The sequence below is a fragment of the Rossellomorea sp. YZS02 genome, assembly GCF_033963925.1.
Lineage (GTDB): Bacteria > Bacillota > Bacilli > Bacillales > Bacillaceae_B > Rossellomorea.
This window is the reverse complement of sequence record NZ_JAXBLY010000004.1, coordinates 203,193-222,641: the sequence shown is the minus strand read 5'-3', so window position 1 is coordinate 222,641 and position 19,449 is coordinate 203,193. Positions and strand designations below refer to the sequence as shown.

Genomic DNA, 19,449 nt, shown 5'->3' with positions numbered 1-19,449 from the left:
ATAAAGAGGCTGTGTAAAAGAGATTCGTCCCTTTATCCAGCCTCTTTTCGTTATTCATCATGCTGCTCAGTTTCACCAATGAAATCAAACGTCATGGGTCCTAATTGTACATTCCGGATATCCCTGACGATGATTTCAGACGTCTTGTCATAATTCACTTCTCCGCCTGCCATCAGACAGCCCCGTTTTGCCCCGATCTTATCGAAGCTATCCACAACCTCTTCCGATATCCCATCGAGGCCGTAACGCTCTTCCAGTCGCTCAGGATAGTGTTCTGCAAGAAAGCGCAAACCATATACAGCTATATCCTGTAAGTTCAGGATCGTATCCTTGATTGCACCTGTTAACGCCAGTTTATAACCAACCTTTGGATCTTCAAACTTCGGCCACAGTATCCCCGGAGTGTCAAGCAATTCCAGCTCTTTACCGACTTTGATCCATTGCTGGGCTTTTGTAACTCCTGGGGTATTTCCGGTTTTCGCAATATTTTTCTTCGCCAACCTGTTGATTAATGTAGATTTCCCTACATTAGGAATCCCCACTATCATCGCCCTGATGGCACGTGGTCTCATCCCCCTCGACTTCATGCGGTCGAATTTATCTTTCAGGATTTCTTTAGCTGCCTGCACGATGACTTGAAGGCCTTTGCCTGCCTGTGCGTTTACCGAAAGGGCAGTGACACCCTGTTCATTGAAGTAGGCAATCCACTCTTTCGTCCTCTTAGGGTCAGCCATATCCGCTTTGTTTAATAAGACGAGTCGCGGCTTTTGACCGATAATTTCTTCAATCATCGGATTTCTTGATGATAATGGAATTCTTGCGTCTACTAATTCAATTACAATGTCTACAAGCTTTAATTTCTCAGTAACTTGCCTACGAGCTTTAGCCATATGCCCTGGAAACCATTGTATTGTCATATGACCACCTCCAAACGACTTTTTTCTATTATTTCACCAAACCGAAATCTTTAACAGGCCAATAGATCACTTTTGTGTCCCCGATCACTTCATCCGTCGAAACCGTTCCGATATGGCGACTATCCTTACTGAATCGACGATTATCACCCATCACAAAGATTTCCCCATCCGGAACCGTTTCTTCACCGGTAATATCCTTCAACGTGAAATTTTCGGTTAAGACACCACCGTTCAATTGGTCTTTGTATTCTTGTAAATATGGTTCAGCATAAGCTTTTCCATTAATATATAGTGTATCATTTTTATATTCTACCTTATCTCCCGGCAATCCAATGACACGCTTGATATAGTCCTTGTGTTCAGGCGCATGGAATACAACGATATCGAATCTCTCGGGCTCGCCAAGTTTACTTACAATCATTCGATCACCATTATGTAAAGTAGGCATCATAGATAATCCATCAACCACTATAGGTGCAAATAAGAAGAATCTGATAATAGCAGCCAAACCTACTGCAATCAACAGTGCCTTCATCCACTCCCACCACTCGTTTTTCTCCTTAACCACATCTCCACCACCCAAAATATTTTCTATCTTTTTCTATTCTACTAGAAATCCTTCTAATTCTCATTAAAAAAAGGTGGTTTCCCTAAATTAGTCTTGATTCTCCCTTAAGCCCAATATGACGAAAGGTTTTAGGAAAAGGAAAAGGAGCTTGTCTCCAAGCTCCTTTTCTTACGTTCTTATCGAATTTCTTTAATACGAGCCGCTTTACCACGTAGGTTACGTAGGTAGTAAAGTTTCGCACGACGGACTTTACCGCGACGAATAACTTCTAACTTAGCGATCTTTGGTGTGTGTACTGGGAAAGTACGCTCAACACCAACACCGTAAGAAATTTTACGAACCGTAAATGTTTCGCTGATACCGCCACCGCGGCGTTTGATTACTACTCCTTCGTATACCTGAATACGTTCACGAGTACCCTCAACGATGTTAACGTGTACACGTACTGTATCACCAGGACGGAAAGATGGTAGATCAGAGCGAAGTTGTTCTTTCGTAATATCTTCGATTAATTTGTGCATCTTTTTCAACTCCTTCCAACAGATGCTCTTACAAAAGCGATAGATTGCAGCGGAACATCGGGATCAATGACTCTGGGAGCTAACTCCTCAAGCCACAAAGAATATAATATCATATGGGCATGCAGGATGCAAGAGTCTATTTAGACTTTCTCCATTCTTCAATCCATGCCTTCTGCTGATCTGAAAGTGTATAACTCTCCAATAAATCGGGTCTTCTCTCGAAGGTTCTCCTCAGGCTTTCTTTCTCTCTCCATTCCTCTATCAGGCGATGGTTTCCGGAAATCAATTCGCCTGGTACCTTCATTCCTCTGAAATCGGCTGGACGGGTGTAATGAGGGTGCTCCAGTAGCCCTGACGAGAATGAATCCAGTATAGGGGAATCCTCGTTCCCCAGAACCCCTGGAAGAAGCCGTACAACGCTGTCGATGACCACCATGGCCCCAAGCTCCCCACCCGTGAGTACATAATCTCCGATTGATATTTCGTCTGTCACAACATGCTCCCTGATTCGTTCATCATAGCCTTCATAATGACCACAAATAAACACGAGGTGATCTTCTTTCGCAAGCTCCTCTGCCTTTTTCTGGGTATAGCGTTCTCCCTGTGGGCACATGAGGATGACTCTTGGCTTTGATTTTTCTTCTTTCTTCAACGCCTCAACTGCATCAAATATCGGCTGAGGCTTCAAGACCATACCGGCTCCCCCGCCGTAGGGATAATCATCTACCTGATTGTGTTTGTTATCCGCGTACTCACGGAAGTTAATCACATTATATGAAACGGCTTCTTTTTCAGTAGCTTTTTTTAAAATTGAGTCACCGAAGATACCTTCAAACATTCCTGGGAATAGGGACAGGACATCAATTCTCATCATGATAATAGACCTTCCATCGGTTCAATGGTTATGAGCTGCTCCTCGATATCGACACTGATCACAATATCCTCTATGTAAGGGATAAGGTACTCTTTTCCCCTCTCTCCCTTTACTACCCATACATCGTTCGCCCCCGGACTCAGGATCTCTTTGACGGTACCCAGATCTTCTCCTCCGGTCGTCACGACCTTACAGCCTACAATCTCGTGGAGATAGTATTCCCCTTCGCCGAGTTCCTGCAGCTGGTCTTCCTGAACCTTCAGAATTCCTTCTTTGAACTTCTCAACCTCATTGATATTTTCAAAGCCTTCGAAGGTAAGTAAGTCAAAGCTTTTATGATTTCTGTGAGATTTGATCACAAGTTCGATTGGGTTTTGTCCTTTATTTTGGAACAAATAAAGGGTATTTCCTTTTTGATAACGTTCTTCAGGGAAATCGGTTGTGGAAACGACCTTTACCTCCCCTTTGACACCATGGGTATTGACAATCTTCCCTACATTAAACCACTTTTCCATCGCATTCACCTCTTGCATTAGCGTATTTCTTTCACGATACCATCTTCTATTACTATCGTCTTTGAAAGGGTTTCTTCCTCCCAATTGTCACCAACTTGGATGTCCATCATACCTTGGACCTCCTTTTCCTTCAGCTCGCTTCCAATTGGCAGGATGTCCAGCTGTTCCATCTGAAAATCCAAAAGTTTGATTTTCTCGGCACGCTCATTTAATTCTCTTTCAAAATGCTGATTTAATTTAGTTGACGGGTATTTCTTTCCCCTCTCAATTTTTTTCATTTCGAATTGCAGCTGGTCACTTTCCTTTTTCAAATGAAACTTCTGGTTTTCATATCGTCTCATCAGCAGGTCTTTACTCTTTTCAGTCAGAACCTGTTTAACTGTAATTGTATGTATCACTTTCAAACGTTCTTCCTCCTCCTTCTATTCACCCCTCACTGAAGTTGAGATCCTTAAGGGTGTTCTTAGGGGAGTGGCGGCTTGTATGAGGGCCTCATAACCCTCTTTTACTATCATACCATTGATTAGCAATATTCCCTATGAAAAAGGGGACTGACGGCTTAAGGCTAATAAGTAACCTTTATGGGTCAGTCCCCTAATTCCTATAGATGGTGTCAGGAGCTTATGAAAGCATCCTCACTCCACTATCTCTAAAAAGATTTTCTTCTGTTGTGAAGATCCTGCTGCAGCGTATACCACAGTTCGAATCGATTTAGCTACTCTCCCTTGTTTCCCAATGACCTTTCCCATATCCTCGGGATGAACGGATAACCTATAGGTTAAGCCGTTCGTTCCTTCATCCAAATCGACGCGGACAGCTTCAGGATGGTCCACCAAGGGTTTCACAATCGTTAGAATAAGATCTTTCATCGATCTAATCGATTACTTGCTGTTTTTAGCATTGTGGAATTTTTCCATAATGCCTTGTTTTGAGAATAAGTTACGAACTGTGTCAGATGGTTTCGCACCATTAGATAACCACTTAAGAGCTAACTCTTCATCAATTTTCACTTCAGCCGGCTTAGCAACTGGGTTGTAAGTTCCAACTGTTTCGATTTGACGTCCATCACGTGGTGAACGAGAATCTGCAACTACGATACGATAGAAAGGAGATTTTTTTGCTCCCATACGTTTTAATCTGATTTTTACTGCCATAATTAAAGCACCTCCGAATAGTTTCACACAAGTTAGTATAATATCAAATGTGTATTTTGTTTGTAAAGTGTTTTTTCTTAACAGTTCAATTTTTCTTTTAAAAAGTTGAACGAATTGCTTACATAAATGGGAATTTCATCCCTTTTTTCTTACCTTTTCCTTGCATGCCGCTCATCTGTTTCATCATTTTCTTCATGTCCTCGAATTGTTTCAGAAGGCGGTTCACCTCTTGGATGGACGTACCGCTTCCTTTGGCAATCCGTTTACGACGGGACGCATTAATGGTTTCGGGGTGAATCTTCTCATCACCCGTCATGGATTGGATAATCGCCTCAACGTGACTGATCTGCTTGTCATCGACTTGAATCTTATCCAGACCCTTCATTTTGTTAGCTCCCGGCATCATTTTGAGCAGTTCATCAAGTGGGCCCATTTGCCGCACCTGACCTAATTGATCAAGGAAATCATCAAATGTGAAAGACATGGTACGCATTTTTTGTTCCAGTTCTTTCGCCTTCTCTTCATCCACATTAGCCTGGGCCTTCTCAATGAGGGACAATACATCCCCCATACCTAGAATCCTTGAAGCCATGCGCTCAGGGTGGAATGCTTCCAAGGCATCCATCTTCTCGCCCATCCCAACAAATTTAATTGGTTTTTCAGTGACGGAACGGATGGATAATGCTGCTCCGCCTCGAGTATCACCATCAAGTTTGGTCAGCACAACACCGGATATACCAAGAGCTTCATTAAAGCTTTGGGCGACGTTAACTGCGTCTTGACCAGTCATGGCATCTACAACGAGGAAGATTTCATCCGGGTTCGAGAGTTCTTTTATTTCTTTTAACTCTCCCATCAGGTTTTCATCGATGTGAAGTCGACCTGCCGTGTCAATGAGAACATAATCGTGATGTTCTTCTTTTGCCTGTTCAATGGCTTTTCTCGCAATTTCCACCGGACTTACCTGATCTCCCATTGAAAACACGGGAAGGCTCAATTGCTTTCCGATGGTTTCAAGCTGCTTGATCGCAGCGGGACGGTATATATCGGCAGCCACTAAAAGCGGTTTGCGATTGTGTTTCTTTCGAAGCAGGTTCGCAAGCTTACCAGTGGTCGTCGTTTTACCGGCTCCTTGTAAACCAACCATCATGATGACGGTTGGAGGACGTTTTGCAACGGCAATCTGACTTTGTTCGCCACCCATCAAGTTCGTAAGCTCCTCTTGAACAACTTTAATGACCTGTTGTCCTGGTGTCAGACTCTTCATGACTTCCTGTCCGACAGCCCGTTCACTTACCTTCTTGACGAATTGCTTCACCACTTTAAAATTAACGTCAGCTTCTAAAAGAGCAAGACGAACTTCACGCATCATTTCTTTAACATCCGCTTCAGAGATCTTTCCTTTTCCACGGATTTTTTGAATTGTACCTTGCAGTCGGTCGGCTAATCCTTCAAATGCCATTCATGCCGCCTCCTAATCCAATATTTCAAGATCATCAATGAGTTTTAAACAAAGAGAAGAATCGATTGATGGCTCTTCTATTTTTTGTCTTAATTGATCAAGAATCTCGTTGCGTTCTTGAAATTTATTAAATAATAAAAGCTTTTCTTCGTACTCCTCAATCATGGCCTCTGTCCGCTTAATGTTATCGTACACTGCTTGCCGGCTAACATTATATTCCTCGGCGATTTCACCCAATGAGAAATCGTCCAGATAATAGAGGGACATGTAGCTTCTTTGCTTTGGAGTTAACAAAGACTGATAAAAATCGTAGAGATAATTCATTCTGGTCGTTTTCTCCAGCACGGATATCCCTCCTTGTTAAGTGAAAAACCTTTACATATGAAGAATACAGTGTTTATGGGTGTTTGTCAAGGATACTTATTGATTTTTCATAGGTGAAACCCATTCCGTACTCTATGAAAAAAAGAGCAGCCTGCAAGACTACATCTTCAGAGTCTCTCATCAGGCTGCCCTATCAAGTATGATTTATTCTTCTTGTTGATCTACGAGGGTTGAAAACAATCCATATACGTACTTTTCAGCGTCGAACGGCTGAAGATCATCCATTTTTTCTCCCAGTCCTACATATTTAACAGGGATTTCGAGTTCGTTTCTGATTGCAAGTACAATCCCACCTTTTGCTGTACCATCCAACTTCGTCAGGACAATTCCTGAGACGTTTGTTGCTTCTTTAAAGGTTTTTGCCTGTACCATGGCATTTTGACCTGTGGTTGCATCAAGAACGAGCAATACTTCGTGAGGTGCTCCAGGAATTTCTCTTTCAATCACCCGCTTGACTTTTTCCAGCTCTTTCATTAGGTTTACTTTATTTTGCAATCTACCTGCTGTATCGCAAATAAGAATGTCTGCTTTTTTCGCTTTTGCAGATTGAACGGCATCAAACATCACTGCCGCAGGATCGCTTCCCGCTGCCTGCTTAATGACCGGTACCCCGACGCGCTCACCCCATACTTCAAGCTGTTCGATGGCTCCCGCACGGAATGTGTCACCTGCTGCAAGAACAACATTCTTACCCTGTTCTTTGAACATATGAGCCATTTTTCCGATGGTTGTCGTTTTCCCTACCCCATTTACTCCGACAAACAGTAAAACCGTCAGTTGGTCTTCCTGAATGTTCAGGGTACTGTCCTCTTCACGGTCCCCCTGGTAGATCTCAACGAGCTTTTCTGAGATGACAGATTGCACATCTTCCGTGTCTTGAATATTTTTCCGCTTCACTTCAAGCTTAAGTTCATCGATCAACTCCATGACGGTATCAAAGCCGACATCCGCTCCGATGAGGATCTCTTCCAGCTCCTCAAAGAACTCCTCATCGACTTTGCGGTATCTCGCGACCAGGTCATTCACTTTAGATGTGAAGTTGTTTCTCGTTTTACTTAAGCCATCTTTAAATTTCTCTGTTACATTATCACTCGACTGTGTAAATTTATCTTTAAGCTTCTTAAAAAAACTCACTTTCCCACACCCTTTTTAAGTTTCAAGTAGTTCCTTTGTTTCCTGTAATCTGACAGATACTAATTTAGACACACCGGATTCCTGCATCGTAACTCCGTATAGTACGTGCGCTTCTTCCATGGTACCTTTCCGATGAGTGATGACGATAAATTGTGTCTCGTCACTGAATTTCTTTAAATATTGGCTGAATCTCTGTACATTTGCCTCATCCAGTGCTGCCTCCACTTCATCGAGTATACAGAATGGTACCGGACGGATCTTTAATATTGAAAATAGCAGGGCAATGGCGGTCAGCGCCCTTTCCCCACCGGACATCAGCCCAAGGTTCTGAAGCTTCTTACCCGGAGGCTGGGCTACTATATCCACACCGGTATGAAGTAGATCAGACGGATCCGTCAGCTTTAACTGAGCTCTCCCCCCGCCAAACAATGCTTTGAACACTCCTTCAAATTCCTCCTGAATACTCGTGAAGGTTTGATCAAATCGTTTAATCATTTCCGTGTCCATTTCATTGATGACTAGATAGAGGGTGTCCTTCGCTTCTGACAGATCATTTTTTTGATCAACTAAGAATTCGTACCTTTCCTTGACACGTTCATATTCATCAATCGCACCCAGATTGACAGTCCCGAGTTCTTCCAGTGCCAGTTTCACTAGTTTAACTTTCTTCCTTGCTTCATCGACTTCTATCGTAAGGGGGTAATCTGCCTTCGCCGCTTCAAATGATAGCATATACTCATCTCTTAGATGATCAAGGCGGTTCTCCAGCTCAACATCAAGACGATTGATTTTCACTTCCTCGTCTCTTAATGCTCCGACCAGTCCTTTATGCTGACGCTTCAACTCTTTAAGCTCGAGCTCTTCATCTTCTACTTTTTGCTGAAGGGCTGAGCGCTCGTCCCGGCGCACAGCAATCAATCCAGAAGTTTCTTCCTTTTGAACTGCACACTCTTCAGCTTTTTTGCCGATCTGTTCTTCCCCGGAGAAGTTATCCTTCATTTCGGTCTGCAGCCATTCAAGGTCATCCTCTAAAGTTGCTTTTCGCTTGTTTGTTTCCAGTATTGTATTTTGAACTCTTTTCAATTGATGGCGGCTGTTAACGAGCTGCTCATTCCTCGCAGCAAGTTCTGCCTTAATATCACTGATTTCATTCAGCAAAGCATCTTTCGAGGTACGTTCACTGTTTTTCTGACGCGTCAACTCACTAATCTTTTGATCAAGATCGGAAACCTCTTCACCTATTTTTTCGAGAGACTCTTCCAATTCCTTTGTTCTGGAATCATGTTTTTCCTTAATCGATGTAAAATCTCTTTTCTCCACGTCATATAAGGAAAGCCTGTCGTCAAGGTTTTGCTTGGACAATTCGATTTCACGGAGCTGCGAAAGAAGTTCCTGCTCTTTAAGACGCAAGTTCTCTCCTTTCACTCTCATTTCTTCCAGCTTCTTCTCGCGGAAAACGCTCTCTTCCTTGAGTGACTTCACTAGAGATTGAAGCTCGCCTGTCTGACTTTCCATAGCAGAAAGCTTTTCTTTCATCTCTTCAAGTTCACCTTTTCTGGATAGGAGTGAATTTTTCTTCTGCTTTACGGTACCACCAGACATCGATCCGCCGGGATTGACCACATCTCCATCCAACGTAACGATCCGATAGCGATATTGAACAAGCTTGGCTATTTCGTTAGCGCCTTTTAAATTATCTGTGATGATGACATTACCGACCAGGTTGGAAATAATCATTGTATAGCGATCTTCAAATTTCAGGAGATCCGCTCCAACCCCAACAAAAGAAGGGTGCCCTTTCAGCATATTTCTCTGACTTTCCGGAATCGATTTTCCTTTAATCACATTCATCGGCAAGAAAGTGGCGCGCCCATATTGGTTCTTCTTCAAAAAGGCAATCGCTTTTCGGCCATCCTCTTCGGTATTCACCACAATATGTTGCATCGAAGCAGCAAGAGCCGTCTCCATTGCCGTTTCATACGATTTTGGAACAGTAATAAGTTCAGCAACAGCCCCCTGGATGCCTGTTAACCGGCCTTCACGCTCCTTAAGGACTTCTTTCACCCCTTGGAAAAATCCTGAATAGTCTTCTTCCATTTCTTCCAGCATTTCTTTCCGGGATTTTGCTTGTTGAAGGTATTGAAAAGCCTGATATAGGGTTTTTTCCTGTTTTTCATATTTGGCTTTCACAGTTTCAAGCTTTTTCTGTTCTTCCCGGTACAGGAAGATATGCTCTTCGATATGTTCTTTTTGCTCTTGAAGTTCTTTCGACTTTTCCTTGTGGCGCAAATGTAATTCGTCACGCTGCGTGACATATCTTTCGTTTTCTGCCTCCAATCGGCCATTACGGCTCGATTGCTGTTCCAACTGTTGCTTCAGGTATTGAATTTCATTTTTCGCCGATGCTTGTTGATTTAGTTTTTCGATGTAATCACTTTTATAAGATTCAATGACATCTTCAATGTTTTCATTGTAATGCTTGAATTGATTCTGTTTCGTTACAAGGAGTTCCTTTAGCCCGGATACTTCAGAATTGATTCTTTCAAAGTCAAGCTCTGCTTTCTCTTTTTCAGTAGCTAAAAGATCGATTTGTGTTTTTGCTTCCTCAATGGATTGCTTCAACTGAGATTCGTTTGTGGAAGAATTTTTCTTTCGTTCCACCAAAACCTGTTTTCTACCTTCAAGTTTCTCTAATTCCTCACTGGTAGCAAGGAGAACTTCCTGCAGGTTTGAGATGGACTCATCGAGAGCGGCTATTTTATCCCGCGTTCGAGTCAGGATTGCTTCTTTTTTGTGGATCGATGCAGAAAGGGACTGCTCCTCTTTCCCATGTTTCTCGAATTCATCACTAAGACGTTCCCACTGCTTATGTAAATCTTCAATGTCATAAACGGTTAAGGCAACTTCAAACTTCTCAAGTTCTTCTTTTTTCTCCAGATAATCCCTGGCCATAGAAGCTTGAATCTTCAGGGGTTCTACCTGCCCTTCCAATTCGTGAAGGATGTCATTTACACGATTAAGATTTTCCTGTGTTTCAAATAACTTATTCTCAGCCTTTTTCTTACGTGATTTATACTTTAATACCCCTGCAGCCTCTTCAAAGATCGTTCTTCTTTCTTCAGGCTTACTATTCAGGATTTCTTCTACTTTTCCCTGACTGATGATGGAAAATGCCTCTTTCCCCAGACCTGAATCCATGAAAAGCTCAATGATGTCCTTCAGCCTGCACGGCTGTTTATTTAGCAAATACTCACTATCTCCCGATCTGTAGACCCTTCTTGTGACACTCACCTCACTATAGTCGATAGGAAGTGCACCGTCCTCGTTATCAAGAACAAGTGTCACTTCCGCTATATTGAGTGCTTTTCTGGAATCACTGCCGGCAAAGATGACATCTTCCATTTTAGAACCGCGCAGGCTTTTGGCAGATTGTTCACCAAGTACCCACCTGATTGCGTCTATAATATTGCTTTTTCCACTTCCGTTTGGACCAACGACTGCCGTGACACCCGGGACAAACTCCACGGATATTCTTTCTGCAAAAGATTTAAACCCCATTACTTCTAGTTGTTTGAGGAACATCTTCTTTCCCCCTATTTAGCGTCTAGCTTCTGTTTTAACTTTTCCAGAGCCTTTTGTGCGGCTTGTTGTTCAGCCTCTTTCTTAGATCGGCCCTTACCAATTCCCAGTTCTTCATCATTTAAACTCACTCTGGAAATGAATTGGCGATTATGGGCCGGACCGCTTTCTTCCAAGATACTATATTCGATCATACCTGCGCTGCCTCTTTGAACCAGCTCTTGTAACTGACTCTTGTAATCCATCACATGAGAAAAAGCACCGACATTAATCTTTGGATAGACAACTTTTTCAAGGATTGAAACGACCGTCTCTAACCCTTGATCCAAATATACCGCCCCGATAAAAGCTTCGAAGACATCGGCAAGCAGAGCCGGTCTCTCACGTCCCCCGGTCATTTCTTCCCCTTTTCCCAGGAGAATGAGTTCACCGAAGTTCAATTCGATTGAAAACTTCACCAAGGATGGCTCACAAACGATGGCCGCCCTTAATTTCGTAAGTTCACCCTCGCTCATCATGGGATACTTCTTGAAGAGAAATTGAGATACCGTCAATTCCAGGACGGCGTCACCGAGAAATTCTAAGCGTTCATTGTCTTCATAAGGCTTTCGACGATGCTCATTCACATAGGATGAATGAGTAAAAGCTTGTTTAAGGAGTTTTTCGTCTTTAAATTGAATTCCCATTTGATTTTGAAATGTCTTGAATTTCAAATCATTTTTATGTTTAGATAATCCGTTTCTGCTTTGCTTTCGCATAAGGCACTCCACCTTGCTAATATGTTCTCAATGTATACTAATCAAGTTTATTCTAAAAAAATGATTTACGCAAAAAATTCTTGCGTGTGAGGTTAGAACACAAATAAACTTGGTAGAGATGAAGCCCCTACCAAGTTTTAAATGGTTTGAATATAAGATGACAGGTGCCATCTGTCAATTCAATCTAACGATTAAGCCTTTGCTTGTATGTAGTTCACAGCATCACCTACTGTGCCGATTTTTTCAGCATCATCGTCAGAGATTTCCATGTCGAATTCATCTTCAAGTTCCATAACCAGCTCAACTACATCAAGGGAGTCAGCTCCTAGATCTTCTTTGAAAGAAGCTTCAAGAGTTACTTGAGATTCATCTACACCTAGACGATCAACGATAATTTTTGTTACACGATCTAATACTTCTGCCATTTTTGTCACCTCCCCTCAAGTATTATAGAGCATTTTGACCTCTAATGAAAAGAGTATACATGAAAACGATGAATATTTTATTATTTCCTTACCTTTACATGACCATTCCGCCATCGATGTGGAGAGTTTGTCCCGTCATATACGCAGCTGAATCAGAAGCAACAAATGTTACTGTCTTTGCGATATCTTTCGGGTCCCCAAAACGGCTGAGAGGGATTTGCTTCAACATTTCATTGCGGACATCTTCAGGAAGCTTATCTGTCATATCCGTGGAAATGAATCCAGGAGCAATCGCATTCACCGTGATGCCGCGTGCTGCTAATTCTTTGGCCGTAGTTTTCGTCAATCCGATTACACCGGATTTGGCTGCTACATAGTTTGCCTGTCCCGGATTCCCGCTTACTCCGACTATGGAAGAGATATTGATGATTCTTCCACTTCTCTGCTTCATCATTTGACGCGTAACGGCTTTCGTACAAAGGAAGACACCTTTAAGATTGATGTTGATGACATCATCCCATTCCGTTTCTTTCATCCTCATCAACAAATTATCTTTCGTGATGCCGGCATTATTCACAAGGATATCGATAGAACCAAATTGACCGATCGTTTCCTTCACCATGGCCTGAACCGCTTCACCATCCGATACATTACACTGGACAGCGATTGCTTCTCTGCCTAAGCTCTTGATTTCATCTACCACTTCGTTTGCTTTCGCTTCGCTTCCCGCAAAATTCACTGCAACATTACAACCTTCACGGGCAAGTTCAAGAGCAATCTCTCTTCCGATTCCACGGGATGCTCCCGTAACAAGTGCCACTTTACCTTCTAAATTCATTTATGCTTCCTCCTTCAAGGCCTGAATGGTTTGTTCCAAGGATGCTTCATCTTGAACGGAATAAGTCTTCACTCGTCTGTTTACTTTTTTCACTAATCCTGAAAGGACTTTACCCGGTCCTACTTCGACAAATGTATCCACACCCAAATCAAGAAGCTTCTCAACTGTATCTTCCCATTGAACAGGGGAGAATAATTGTTCAATTAATAAACGCTTGATCTCTTCACGTTCGGTCACAGGTTTGGCAGTTACGTTTGCTATGACTGGTACAGAGGCATCTTCAATCACAATCGAATCCAGAATCGATACAAATTGATCCGCAGCAGGCTTCATCAATTGAGAATGGAAGGGCCCACTGACTTGAAGGGGGATGACCCTCTTTGCTCCAGCTTCTTTCGCTTTTGCCGATGCAAGCTCCACACCCTTCACCGTACCTGAAATGACGATCTGTCCAGGACAATTTAAATTTGCGAGCCCGACGATATGACCCTCTTCCGTTACTAGGTCGGTAACTTCCTTAAGGGAATCTCTATCCATACCAAGAACAGCCGCCATCGTGCCTTCTCCATCCGGAACTGCTTCTTCCATGAATTCCCCTCTTTTACGGACAGCATACACACCATCTTCAAATTTCATGGCACCTGAAGCAACCAGGGCAGAATATTCACCTAAGCTGTGTCCGGCTGTATAGTCCGCCGTAATTCCTTCAGCTTTTAAACGATCGAGGATAGCCATACTGGTCGTTAATAACGCAGGCTGTGCATTTGTAGTCTGCGTAAGCTCCTCCTGTGGACCTTCAAATATGACTGAAGAAAGATTTGTACCCAATCTTTCATCTGCTTTCATGAAATACGACTGTACCTCAGGGTATTGATCAGCTAAATCCTTTCCCATTCCCACCGTTTGGGAACCTTGTCCAGGAAAGATGAACGCAATTTTACTCATATTATTCCACACTCCCCTTAATAGCATCTTTAATAGTATTGGAAACGTCGTGCTTCACCATTTCCCTTGCCTGTCTCATGGCATTATATAGCGCCACTTCATTCGATGAGCCATGGGCTTTGATTACCGGGGCCTTTAGCCCAAACAATCCTGCTCCGCCATACTCAGTATAATCAAGCATATTTTTTAATCCTTTAAGGTCATTCTTCACCAATCCTGCAGCAATTTTATTTTTCGTTGACGCCGTAAAGGTCTTTTTAAGCATGGAGAAGACAGAAAGTGCCGTTCCTTCGATGGTCTTCAACACCATATTACCAGTGAAACCATCTGTTACGACTACATCGGCCGGTCCATCCAGCAAGTCCCTGGACTCTACATTTCCGACGAAATTTATTGGCAGGTCCTTCAGTAACTGGAATGACCGTTTCGTTAATTCATTTCCTTTTTTGTCTTCTGTCCCAATATTCAATAACCCTACGCGTGGATTTTTAATTCCTCTCACATTTTCGGCGTAAATGCTCCCCATGAGGGCATATTGCGCAAGATGCTCAGGCTTCGCATCAACATTTGCACCCAAATCAAGCATAAGGAATCCATTTCCGTCCAGGGTAGGTAAAGTTGGAGCAAGGGCTGGGCGTTCGATGCCTTCGATTCTCCCGACGATAAATAGTCCAGCCGTCATCAGAGCACCTGTGTTCCCGGCAGAAATACACGCATCGGCTTCCCCGTTTTTGACCGCCTGAGCCATCAGTACCATGGACGCGTTCTTTTTACGCTTTACAGCTCTGACAGGCTCGTCGGTCCCCTCAATCACTTCATTTGTGTGTACAATTGTCAGCCTGTCTGAAGGAGTGATGTATTGTTTGATCTGTTCTTCATCACCATATAATAGCACTTCAATATCATTAAATTCATTCAATGCTCGCTTCACACCGAGTACGATCTCTTTCGGGGCATGATCTCCGCCCATTGCATCAACGGCTAATTTCATCTACTCTTCATCCTTTACAGATTTTTTAGAGCGATACATTTCAAATTCACCTGTAAAAACGAGCTCACCACCGACTGCACTTTGAACTTCTACCGTTGTTCGGTCCTTTTGATCCTTCATATGTATCACTTTTGCTTTCGCTACTACCCGCTCCCCTTCTTTTACAGGTCTGGTAAAACGGATCGTTGACTTGGCGGTCAAGGCCAGGTCATCATTTATGACGGCTACTGCAAGTGAATTTGCTTGAGCGAACAAGTGATGTCCCCTTGCAATTCCATTTCTGACAAAAACATGCTCCTGCTTCACGTCAAAAATGGAAATAGCACTTTGGTCTAATTCTATATCAATAATTTCTCCAATAATTTCTTCGATAGGCAATGACTTTACTTCGTCTTCAAACGATTTCTCAGCCACATACTTAATTCGTTCACGAAGCTCAGGTATGGATAATTCCATACGATCCAAACGGATTGTCTGAACACTCACCCGAAACCGTTCCGCTAATTCTTCATCAGTAATGAAAGGATTTTCTTTAATCGTGTCTGTCAGGTTTCCCTGTCTTTCTTTTTTCGAAAGTCTCAATATTAACACCGTCCAGTATTAGTACTAGGTACTAATAGTAGTATATAATCTAAAAAAGCAGATTGCAAGAAATAATCTCACAATCTGCCTTTCTAGTCCAGCTTTTCCCCTTCTAATATTCCTGACCTGGCCAAATACTCCCTGAGCGGTTCGAACTCGGGATCATGCCAAAAATGGTCTGATTGAATCAAAGTAGCAGCATCATCCCTAGCGACTTCCAATGCCCGGTAATCATGCACCATATCGGCCACTTTGAACTCCGGCATACCACTCTGCTTTCGGCCGAAGAAATCACCCGGCCCCCTCAGCTCAAGGTCTTTCTCACTAAGAACAAATCCATCATTTGTTTCGGTCATGATCTTCATCCGTTCTTTCCCGACTTCGGTCTTCGGTTCAGCAAGGAGAATACAATATGATTGATGTTCTCCCCGTCCTACCCGTCCTCTCAGCTGGTGAAGCTGACTCAAGCCAAATCGTTCTGCATCATAGATGAGCATAAATGTCGCATTCGGAACATTCACACCGACCTCTACAACGGTAGTGGAAACAAGCACTTGAAGATGATTCGCACTAAACTCCCGCATGACTCCATCTTTATCTTCAGGATGAAGTCTTCCGTGCATGAGTCCGACTTTGTATCGACCTTCGAAATAGTGGACCAGTTGATTATAAACGTCTATGGCATTCTGCACATCCAGCTTGTCTGACTCTTCGATCAGCGGACATATCACATAAGCCTGACGCCCCTGATCTAATTCTTTATCCATGAACGAAAGCACCCTGGGTAACATATCCGCTTTCGCCCAATAGGTTTCAATCGCCTTTCGTCCTGCAGGCATCTGATCGATGATACTGACATCCATCTCACCGAATACCGTGATGGCAAGTGTCCTTGGAATCGGGGTCGCAGTCATGAACAATACATCAGGGCTCTCTCCTTTTTCTCTAAGGACCCGCCTTTGATTGACACCAAAACGGTGTTGTTCGTCGGTGACAACGAGACCAAGGTGTTTGAATTCAACATCTTCCTGGATCAGTGCATGGGTTCCAATGAGAATATCGATTTCTCCCTCTTTCAGCTTGTCCAGTAATAGACGTCGTTTCTTTCCTTTTACAGAACTTGTTAGAAGGGCGACGGAAAGTCCCCTGGGAGAAAGCAGTTCACTGAGGGAGTTCGCATGCTGCTCTGCCAGAATTTCCGTTGGGACCATCAAGGCCCCCTGATATCCTGCTGTCACACTGGAAAAAAGGGCAATGGCAGATACAACCGTCTTACCGGACCCCACATCCCCTTGTAGGAGACGATTCATCCGATAAGGAGATTTCATATCTGCTGATATCTCATTCACTACCCTTTTTTGGGCATCTGTCAATGGAAACGGCAAAGATTCAATGAATGCTTTAACCTTATCCAAATCGTAAAGTTGTTGTATACCGGAAGAATGTTCCCTTTCGAATTTTCTCAGGGCCTGCATCTTCAATTGAAACAGCAGAAATTCCTCATACACGAATCTCCTTCTCGCCTGTTTCATATCTTCGGTGGAATCTGGAAAATGAAGATGATACAAGGCATCTTTCCGACTAGAAAGCTTATATTTTTCCATCAAATGAGAGGGTAGATTCTCGGTGATCATATCGCTATATTCACTGAAGCCCTTTTTGATGAATTTCCTGAGAGTATTGTTTTTCATTGTGCCCTTCAATGAGTAAACCGGCTCAAAATCACCCTGCTTGTCCTGAGGTCCAGAGTGAAAATACTGGACCGTTATGATTTGTCTGTTTTTATCCCATTTACCTGTCACAGTCACCGTATCATGAAGATTTATTTTCTTCTTCAAGTATGGCTGATTAAAAAACACAGCTTGCACTAAATTCCTGCCCACCAGTATCCTCACGGTCAATCGTGATTTCTTTCTGCCATAAAACATCAGTGCAGGTTCAGAATGAACTTTCCCTTCAACTGTGACCCGCTCATCGTGTGCAACTTCTTCCAAATCCCTTAGCCTGTAATCCTCGTAGCGATAGGGTAAATATTCCAACAGATCCAGAACAAAAAATATCCCCATATCATTCAGCTGTGAAGCTGTTTCTTCACCAATCCCCTTGATGTTCTGGATCGTCAGTTCTCCATTACGAGTCTTCACGTTTACTCAGGGAAACCCCAAAGATTTTTGCTTCAAGCTCTCTTCCGGTCGGTGTAGCCGCCAGACCCCCTTGAGCCGTTTCACGCAGTGCCACCGGCATTGTTTGACCGATTTTATACATGGCATCAATCACTTCGTCACAAGGAATCCGACTAGTAATGCCTGCGAGAGCCATATCTGCCGCAACCATCGCATTGGCAGCACCCATCGCATTGCGTTTCACGCATGGAACTTCTACGAGACCCGCAACGGGATCACAAACGAGACCCAGCATATTCTTCAAAGTGATCGCCATGGCTTCTGCTGATTGACTAGGCGTACCTCCTGCCATTTCAACGATGGCGGCAGCAGCCATTCCACTTGCAGACCCCACCTCTGCCTGACAGCCTCCAGCTGCACCTGAGATCGATGCGTTATTTGCCACAACAAAGCCAAAGGCACCAGACGCAAATAAAAAGCGGATCATTTCATCCTTTGTAGGATTCAGCTTGTTTTTCACAGCAAACAAGGTTCCCGGCACTACCCCCGCAGATCCCGCAGTAGGTGTTGCACAAATGGTCCCCATCGCTGCATTCACTTCGTTCGTTGCTACCGCTTTACTGACCGCATCCAATATCGTATCACCGCACAATGAACGTCCTGAATCAATATATTTCTGCAGTAATACTGCATCACCGCCAGTCAATCCTGAATGGGATTTAACACCTTCAAGACCTCTCGCTACTGCCTGCTCCATTACTTCCAGGTTCTTCTCCATCTGACTGTAAATTTGTTCAAATGTTTTACCTGTAAACTCCATTTCCTGTTCGATCATAATATCAGATATTTTCTTATTCTGACTTTCAGCAAGTTCAACCAACTCTGCTACATTTCGAAACATTCCAATAACCTCCTCGCCTCATGTAAACGCTGTCATTATAGTAATTGTTTAATCGGAAATCCGTGTTACCTGGGTAATGTTCGGCAAAGAGCTCAATTCCTTGATAACAGCCTCATCAATCGGCTGATCGACCTCAATGGTCATCAAGGCCATTTGGCCTTTCTCTTTCCGGGATACATCCATGTGACCAATGTTCAATTGATGCTTGGCAATGATGTTGGATACAGATGCTATCGCACCGAACCGGTCATCATGCACAACAAGTATCGCTGGATGATGCCCTGAAAGTTTAAGCTCAAAGCCGTTCAATTCGATGATTTCAACTTTCCCGCCACCAATGGAAATACCGACAAGCTCTATTTCACCCTGCTCATCCCCCATGCGGATCCTAGCCGTATTCGGATGATCCGTGATGGCCTCTTCTTCTTGAAATTTAATTTTAATCCCTTTTTCCTTAGCTACTTTTATCGATTCGATGATTCGCTCATCAAATGTATCATAGTCAAGAATCCCACCTACGATGGCAACGTCAGTTCCATGGCCTTTGTACGTTTTGGCAAACGAACCGTAAAAGGAGATCGTCGCCCATTTCGGTTCCCGCCGAAACAAATTCCTTGCCACTCTCCCAATTCTTGCGGCACCGGCCGTGTGAGAACTGGATGGACCAATCATAACAGGCCCTATAATGTCAAATACACTTTTATATTTCATCGCTTTTCCCCCTAACTATACATCCAATCTATACTACCATTCTAACATAGATGAAGGGGACAAACTC

The 19,449-nt window shown here is 43.3% G+C and carries 21 protein-coding genes; all 21 read right to left on the bottom strand.

The genetic code is table 11. The features are described from left to right. Positions 1 to 50: 50 nt before the first annotated feature. A complete protein-coding gene (gene ylqF, locus SLH55_RS06340; RefSeq protein WP_219168912.1) occupies positions 51 to 917 on the bottom strand; it encodes a ribosome biogenesis GTPase YlqF in 867 nt (288 codons plus the stop codon). Between the two features lie 28 nt (positions 918 to 945). Next, positions 946 to 1,485 carry a signal peptidase I gene (gene lepB / locus SLH55_RS06335; RefSeq protein WP_320322931.1) on the bottom strand — a complete coding sequence of 180 codons (540 nt, stop codon included), beginning with the start codon at positions 1,483 to 1,485 and terminating at the stop codon, positions 946 to 948. Positions 1,486 to 1,661: 176 nt separating this feature from the next. After that, the gene (gene rplS / locus SLH55_RS06330; RefSeq protein WP_032088854.1) at positions 1,662 to 2,006 is read right to left on the bottom strand and encodes a 50S ribosomal protein L19; all 345 of its coding nucleotides are present in this window, start codon (positions 2,004 to 2,006) and stop codon (positions 1,662 to 1,664) included. Between the two features lie 136 nt (positions 2,007 to 2,142). Continuing rightward, positions 2,143 to 2,877, bottom strand: a complete 735-nt coding sequence (gene trmD, locus SLH55_RS06325) for a tRNA (guanosine(37)-N1)-methyltransferase TrmD (RefSeq protein ID WP_320322936.1) — start codon at positions 2,875 to 2,877, stop codon at positions 2,143 to 2,145. Further along, positions 2,877 to 3,395 carry a ribosome maturation factor RimM gene (gene rimM / locus SLH55_RS06320; RefSeq protein ID WP_219168914.1) on the bottom strand — a complete coding sequence of 173 codons (519 nt, stop codon included), beginning with the start codon at positions 3,393 to 3,395 and terminating at the stop codon, positions 2,877 to 2,879. Before rimM ends, trmD begins: the two co-directional genes overlap by 1 nt. 17 nt (positions 3,396 to 3,412) lie before the next feature. Then, entirely contained in the window at positions 3,413 to 3,799 is a 387-nt protein-coding gene (locus tag SLH55_RS06315; protein ID WP_219168916.1) for a YlqD family protein, read from the bottom strand. Between the two features lie 231 nt (positions 3,800 to 4,030). Continuing rightward, positions 4,031 to 4,264: a KH domain-containing protein gene (locus SLH55_RS06310; RefSeq protein ID WP_219168918.1), complete on the bottom strand. Its 234-nt coding sequence runs from the start codon at positions 4,262 to 4,264 to the stop codon at positions 4,031 to 4,033. 12 nt (positions 4,265 to 4,276) lie between these two features. Beyond that, a complete protein-coding gene (gene rpsP / locus SLH55_RS06305) occupies positions 4,277 to 4,549 on the bottom strand; it encodes a 30S ribosomal protein S16 (protein ID WP_032088859.1) in 273 nt (90 codons plus the stop codon). 118 nt (positions 4,550 to 4,667) lie between these two features. Then, on the bottom strand, positions 4,668 to 6,011 hold the full coding sequence (ffh, locus tag SLH55_RS06300) for a signal recognition particle protein (RefSeq protein WP_219168924.1): 1,344 nt from the start codon (positions 6,009 to 6,011) through the stop codon (positions 4,668 to 4,670). A gap of 12 nt (positions 6,012 to 6,023) precedes the next feature. Beyond that, positions 6,024 to 6,356 (bottom strand): putative DNA-binding protein, encoded by a 333-nt coding sequence (locus tag SLH55_RS06295; protein WP_219168926.1) that lies wholly within the window; start codon positions 6,354 to 6,356, stop codon positions 6,024 to 6,026. Positions 6,357 to 6,539: 183 nt separating this feature from the next. Beyond that, positions 6,540 to 7,529: a signal recognition particle-docking protein FtsY gene (ftsY, locus tag SLH55_RS06290; protein ID WP_219168929.1), complete on the bottom strand. Its 990-nt coding sequence runs from the start codon at positions 7,527 to 7,529 to the stop codon at positions 6,540 to 6,542. A 15-nt stretch (positions 7,530 to 7,544) separates the two neighbouring features. After that, the gene (gene smc, locus SLH55_RS06285) at positions 7,545 to 11,111 is read right to left on the bottom strand and encodes a chromosome segregation protein SMC (protein WP_320322930.1); all 3,567 of its coding nucleotides are present in this window, start codon (positions 11,109 to 11,111) and stop codon (positions 7,545 to 7,547) included. An 11-nt stretch (positions 11,112 to 11,122) separates the two neighbouring features. Beyond that, on the bottom strand, positions 11,123 to 11,866 hold the full coding sequence (gene rnc / locus SLH55_RS06280) for a ribonuclease III (protein ID WP_219168933.1): 744 nt from the start codon (positions 11,864 to 11,866) through the stop codon (positions 11,123 to 11,125). A gap of 191 nt (positions 11,867 to 12,057) precedes the next feature. Beyond that, positions 12,058 to 12,291: an acyl carrier protein gene (gene acpP, locus SLH55_RS06275; RefSeq protein ID WP_034755712.1), complete on the bottom strand. Its 234-nt coding sequence runs from the start codon at positions 12,289 to 12,291 to the stop codon at positions 12,058 to 12,060. A 94-nt stretch (positions 12,292 to 12,385) separates the two neighbouring features. Further along, positions 12,386 to 13,129, bottom strand: a complete 744-nt coding sequence (fabG, locus tag SLH55_RS06270) for a 3-oxoacyl-[acyl-carrier-protein] reductase (RefSeq protein ID WP_219168935.1) — start codon at positions 13,127 to 13,129, stop codon at positions 12,386 to 12,388. Next, the gene (fabD, locus tag SLH55_RS06265) at positions 13,130 to 14,074 is read right to left on the bottom strand and encodes an ACP S-malonyltransferase (protein WP_320322929.1); all 945 of its coding nucleotides are present in this window, start codon (positions 14,072 to 14,074) and stop codon (positions 13,130 to 13,132) included. Position 14,075: 1 nt separating this feature from the next. Next, a complete protein-coding gene (plsX, locus tag SLH55_RS06260) occupies positions 14,076 to 15,065 on the bottom strand; it encodes a phosphate acyltransferase PlsX (RefSeq protein WP_320322928.1) in 990 nt (329 codons plus the stop codon). Then, positions 15,066 to 15,647, bottom strand: coding sequence for a transcription factor FapR (gene fapR, locus SLH55_RS06255; protein WP_219168941.1), 582 nt, complete (start codon positions 15,645 to 15,647; stop codon positions 15,066 to 15,068). 92 nt (positions 15,648 to 15,739) lie between these two features. Further along, positions 15,740 to 17,791, bottom strand: a complete 2,052-nt coding sequence (gene recG / locus SLH55_RS06250) for an ATP-dependent DNA helicase RecG (RefSeq protein WP_219168943.1) — start codon at positions 17,789 to 17,791, stop codon at positions 15,740 to 15,742. Beyond that, a complete protein-coding gene (gene sdaAA / locus SLH55_RS06245; protein WP_219168945.1) occupies positions 17,778 to 18,671 on the bottom strand; it encodes an L-serine ammonia-lyase, iron-sulfur-dependent, subunit alpha in 894 nt (297 codons plus the stop codon). Before sdaAA ends, recG begins: the two co-directional genes overlap by 14 nt. Positions 18,672 to 18,719: 48 nt before the next feature. Then, positions 18,720 to 19,382 carry an L-serine ammonia-lyase, iron-sulfur-dependent subunit beta gene (gene sdaAB / locus SLH55_RS06240; RefSeq protein ID WP_219168947.1) on the bottom strand — a complete coding sequence of 221 codons (663 nt, stop codon included), beginning with the start codon at positions 19,380 to 19,382 and terminating at the stop codon, positions 18,720 to 18,722. Between the last annotated feature and the right edge of the window lie 67 nt (positions 19,383 to 19,449).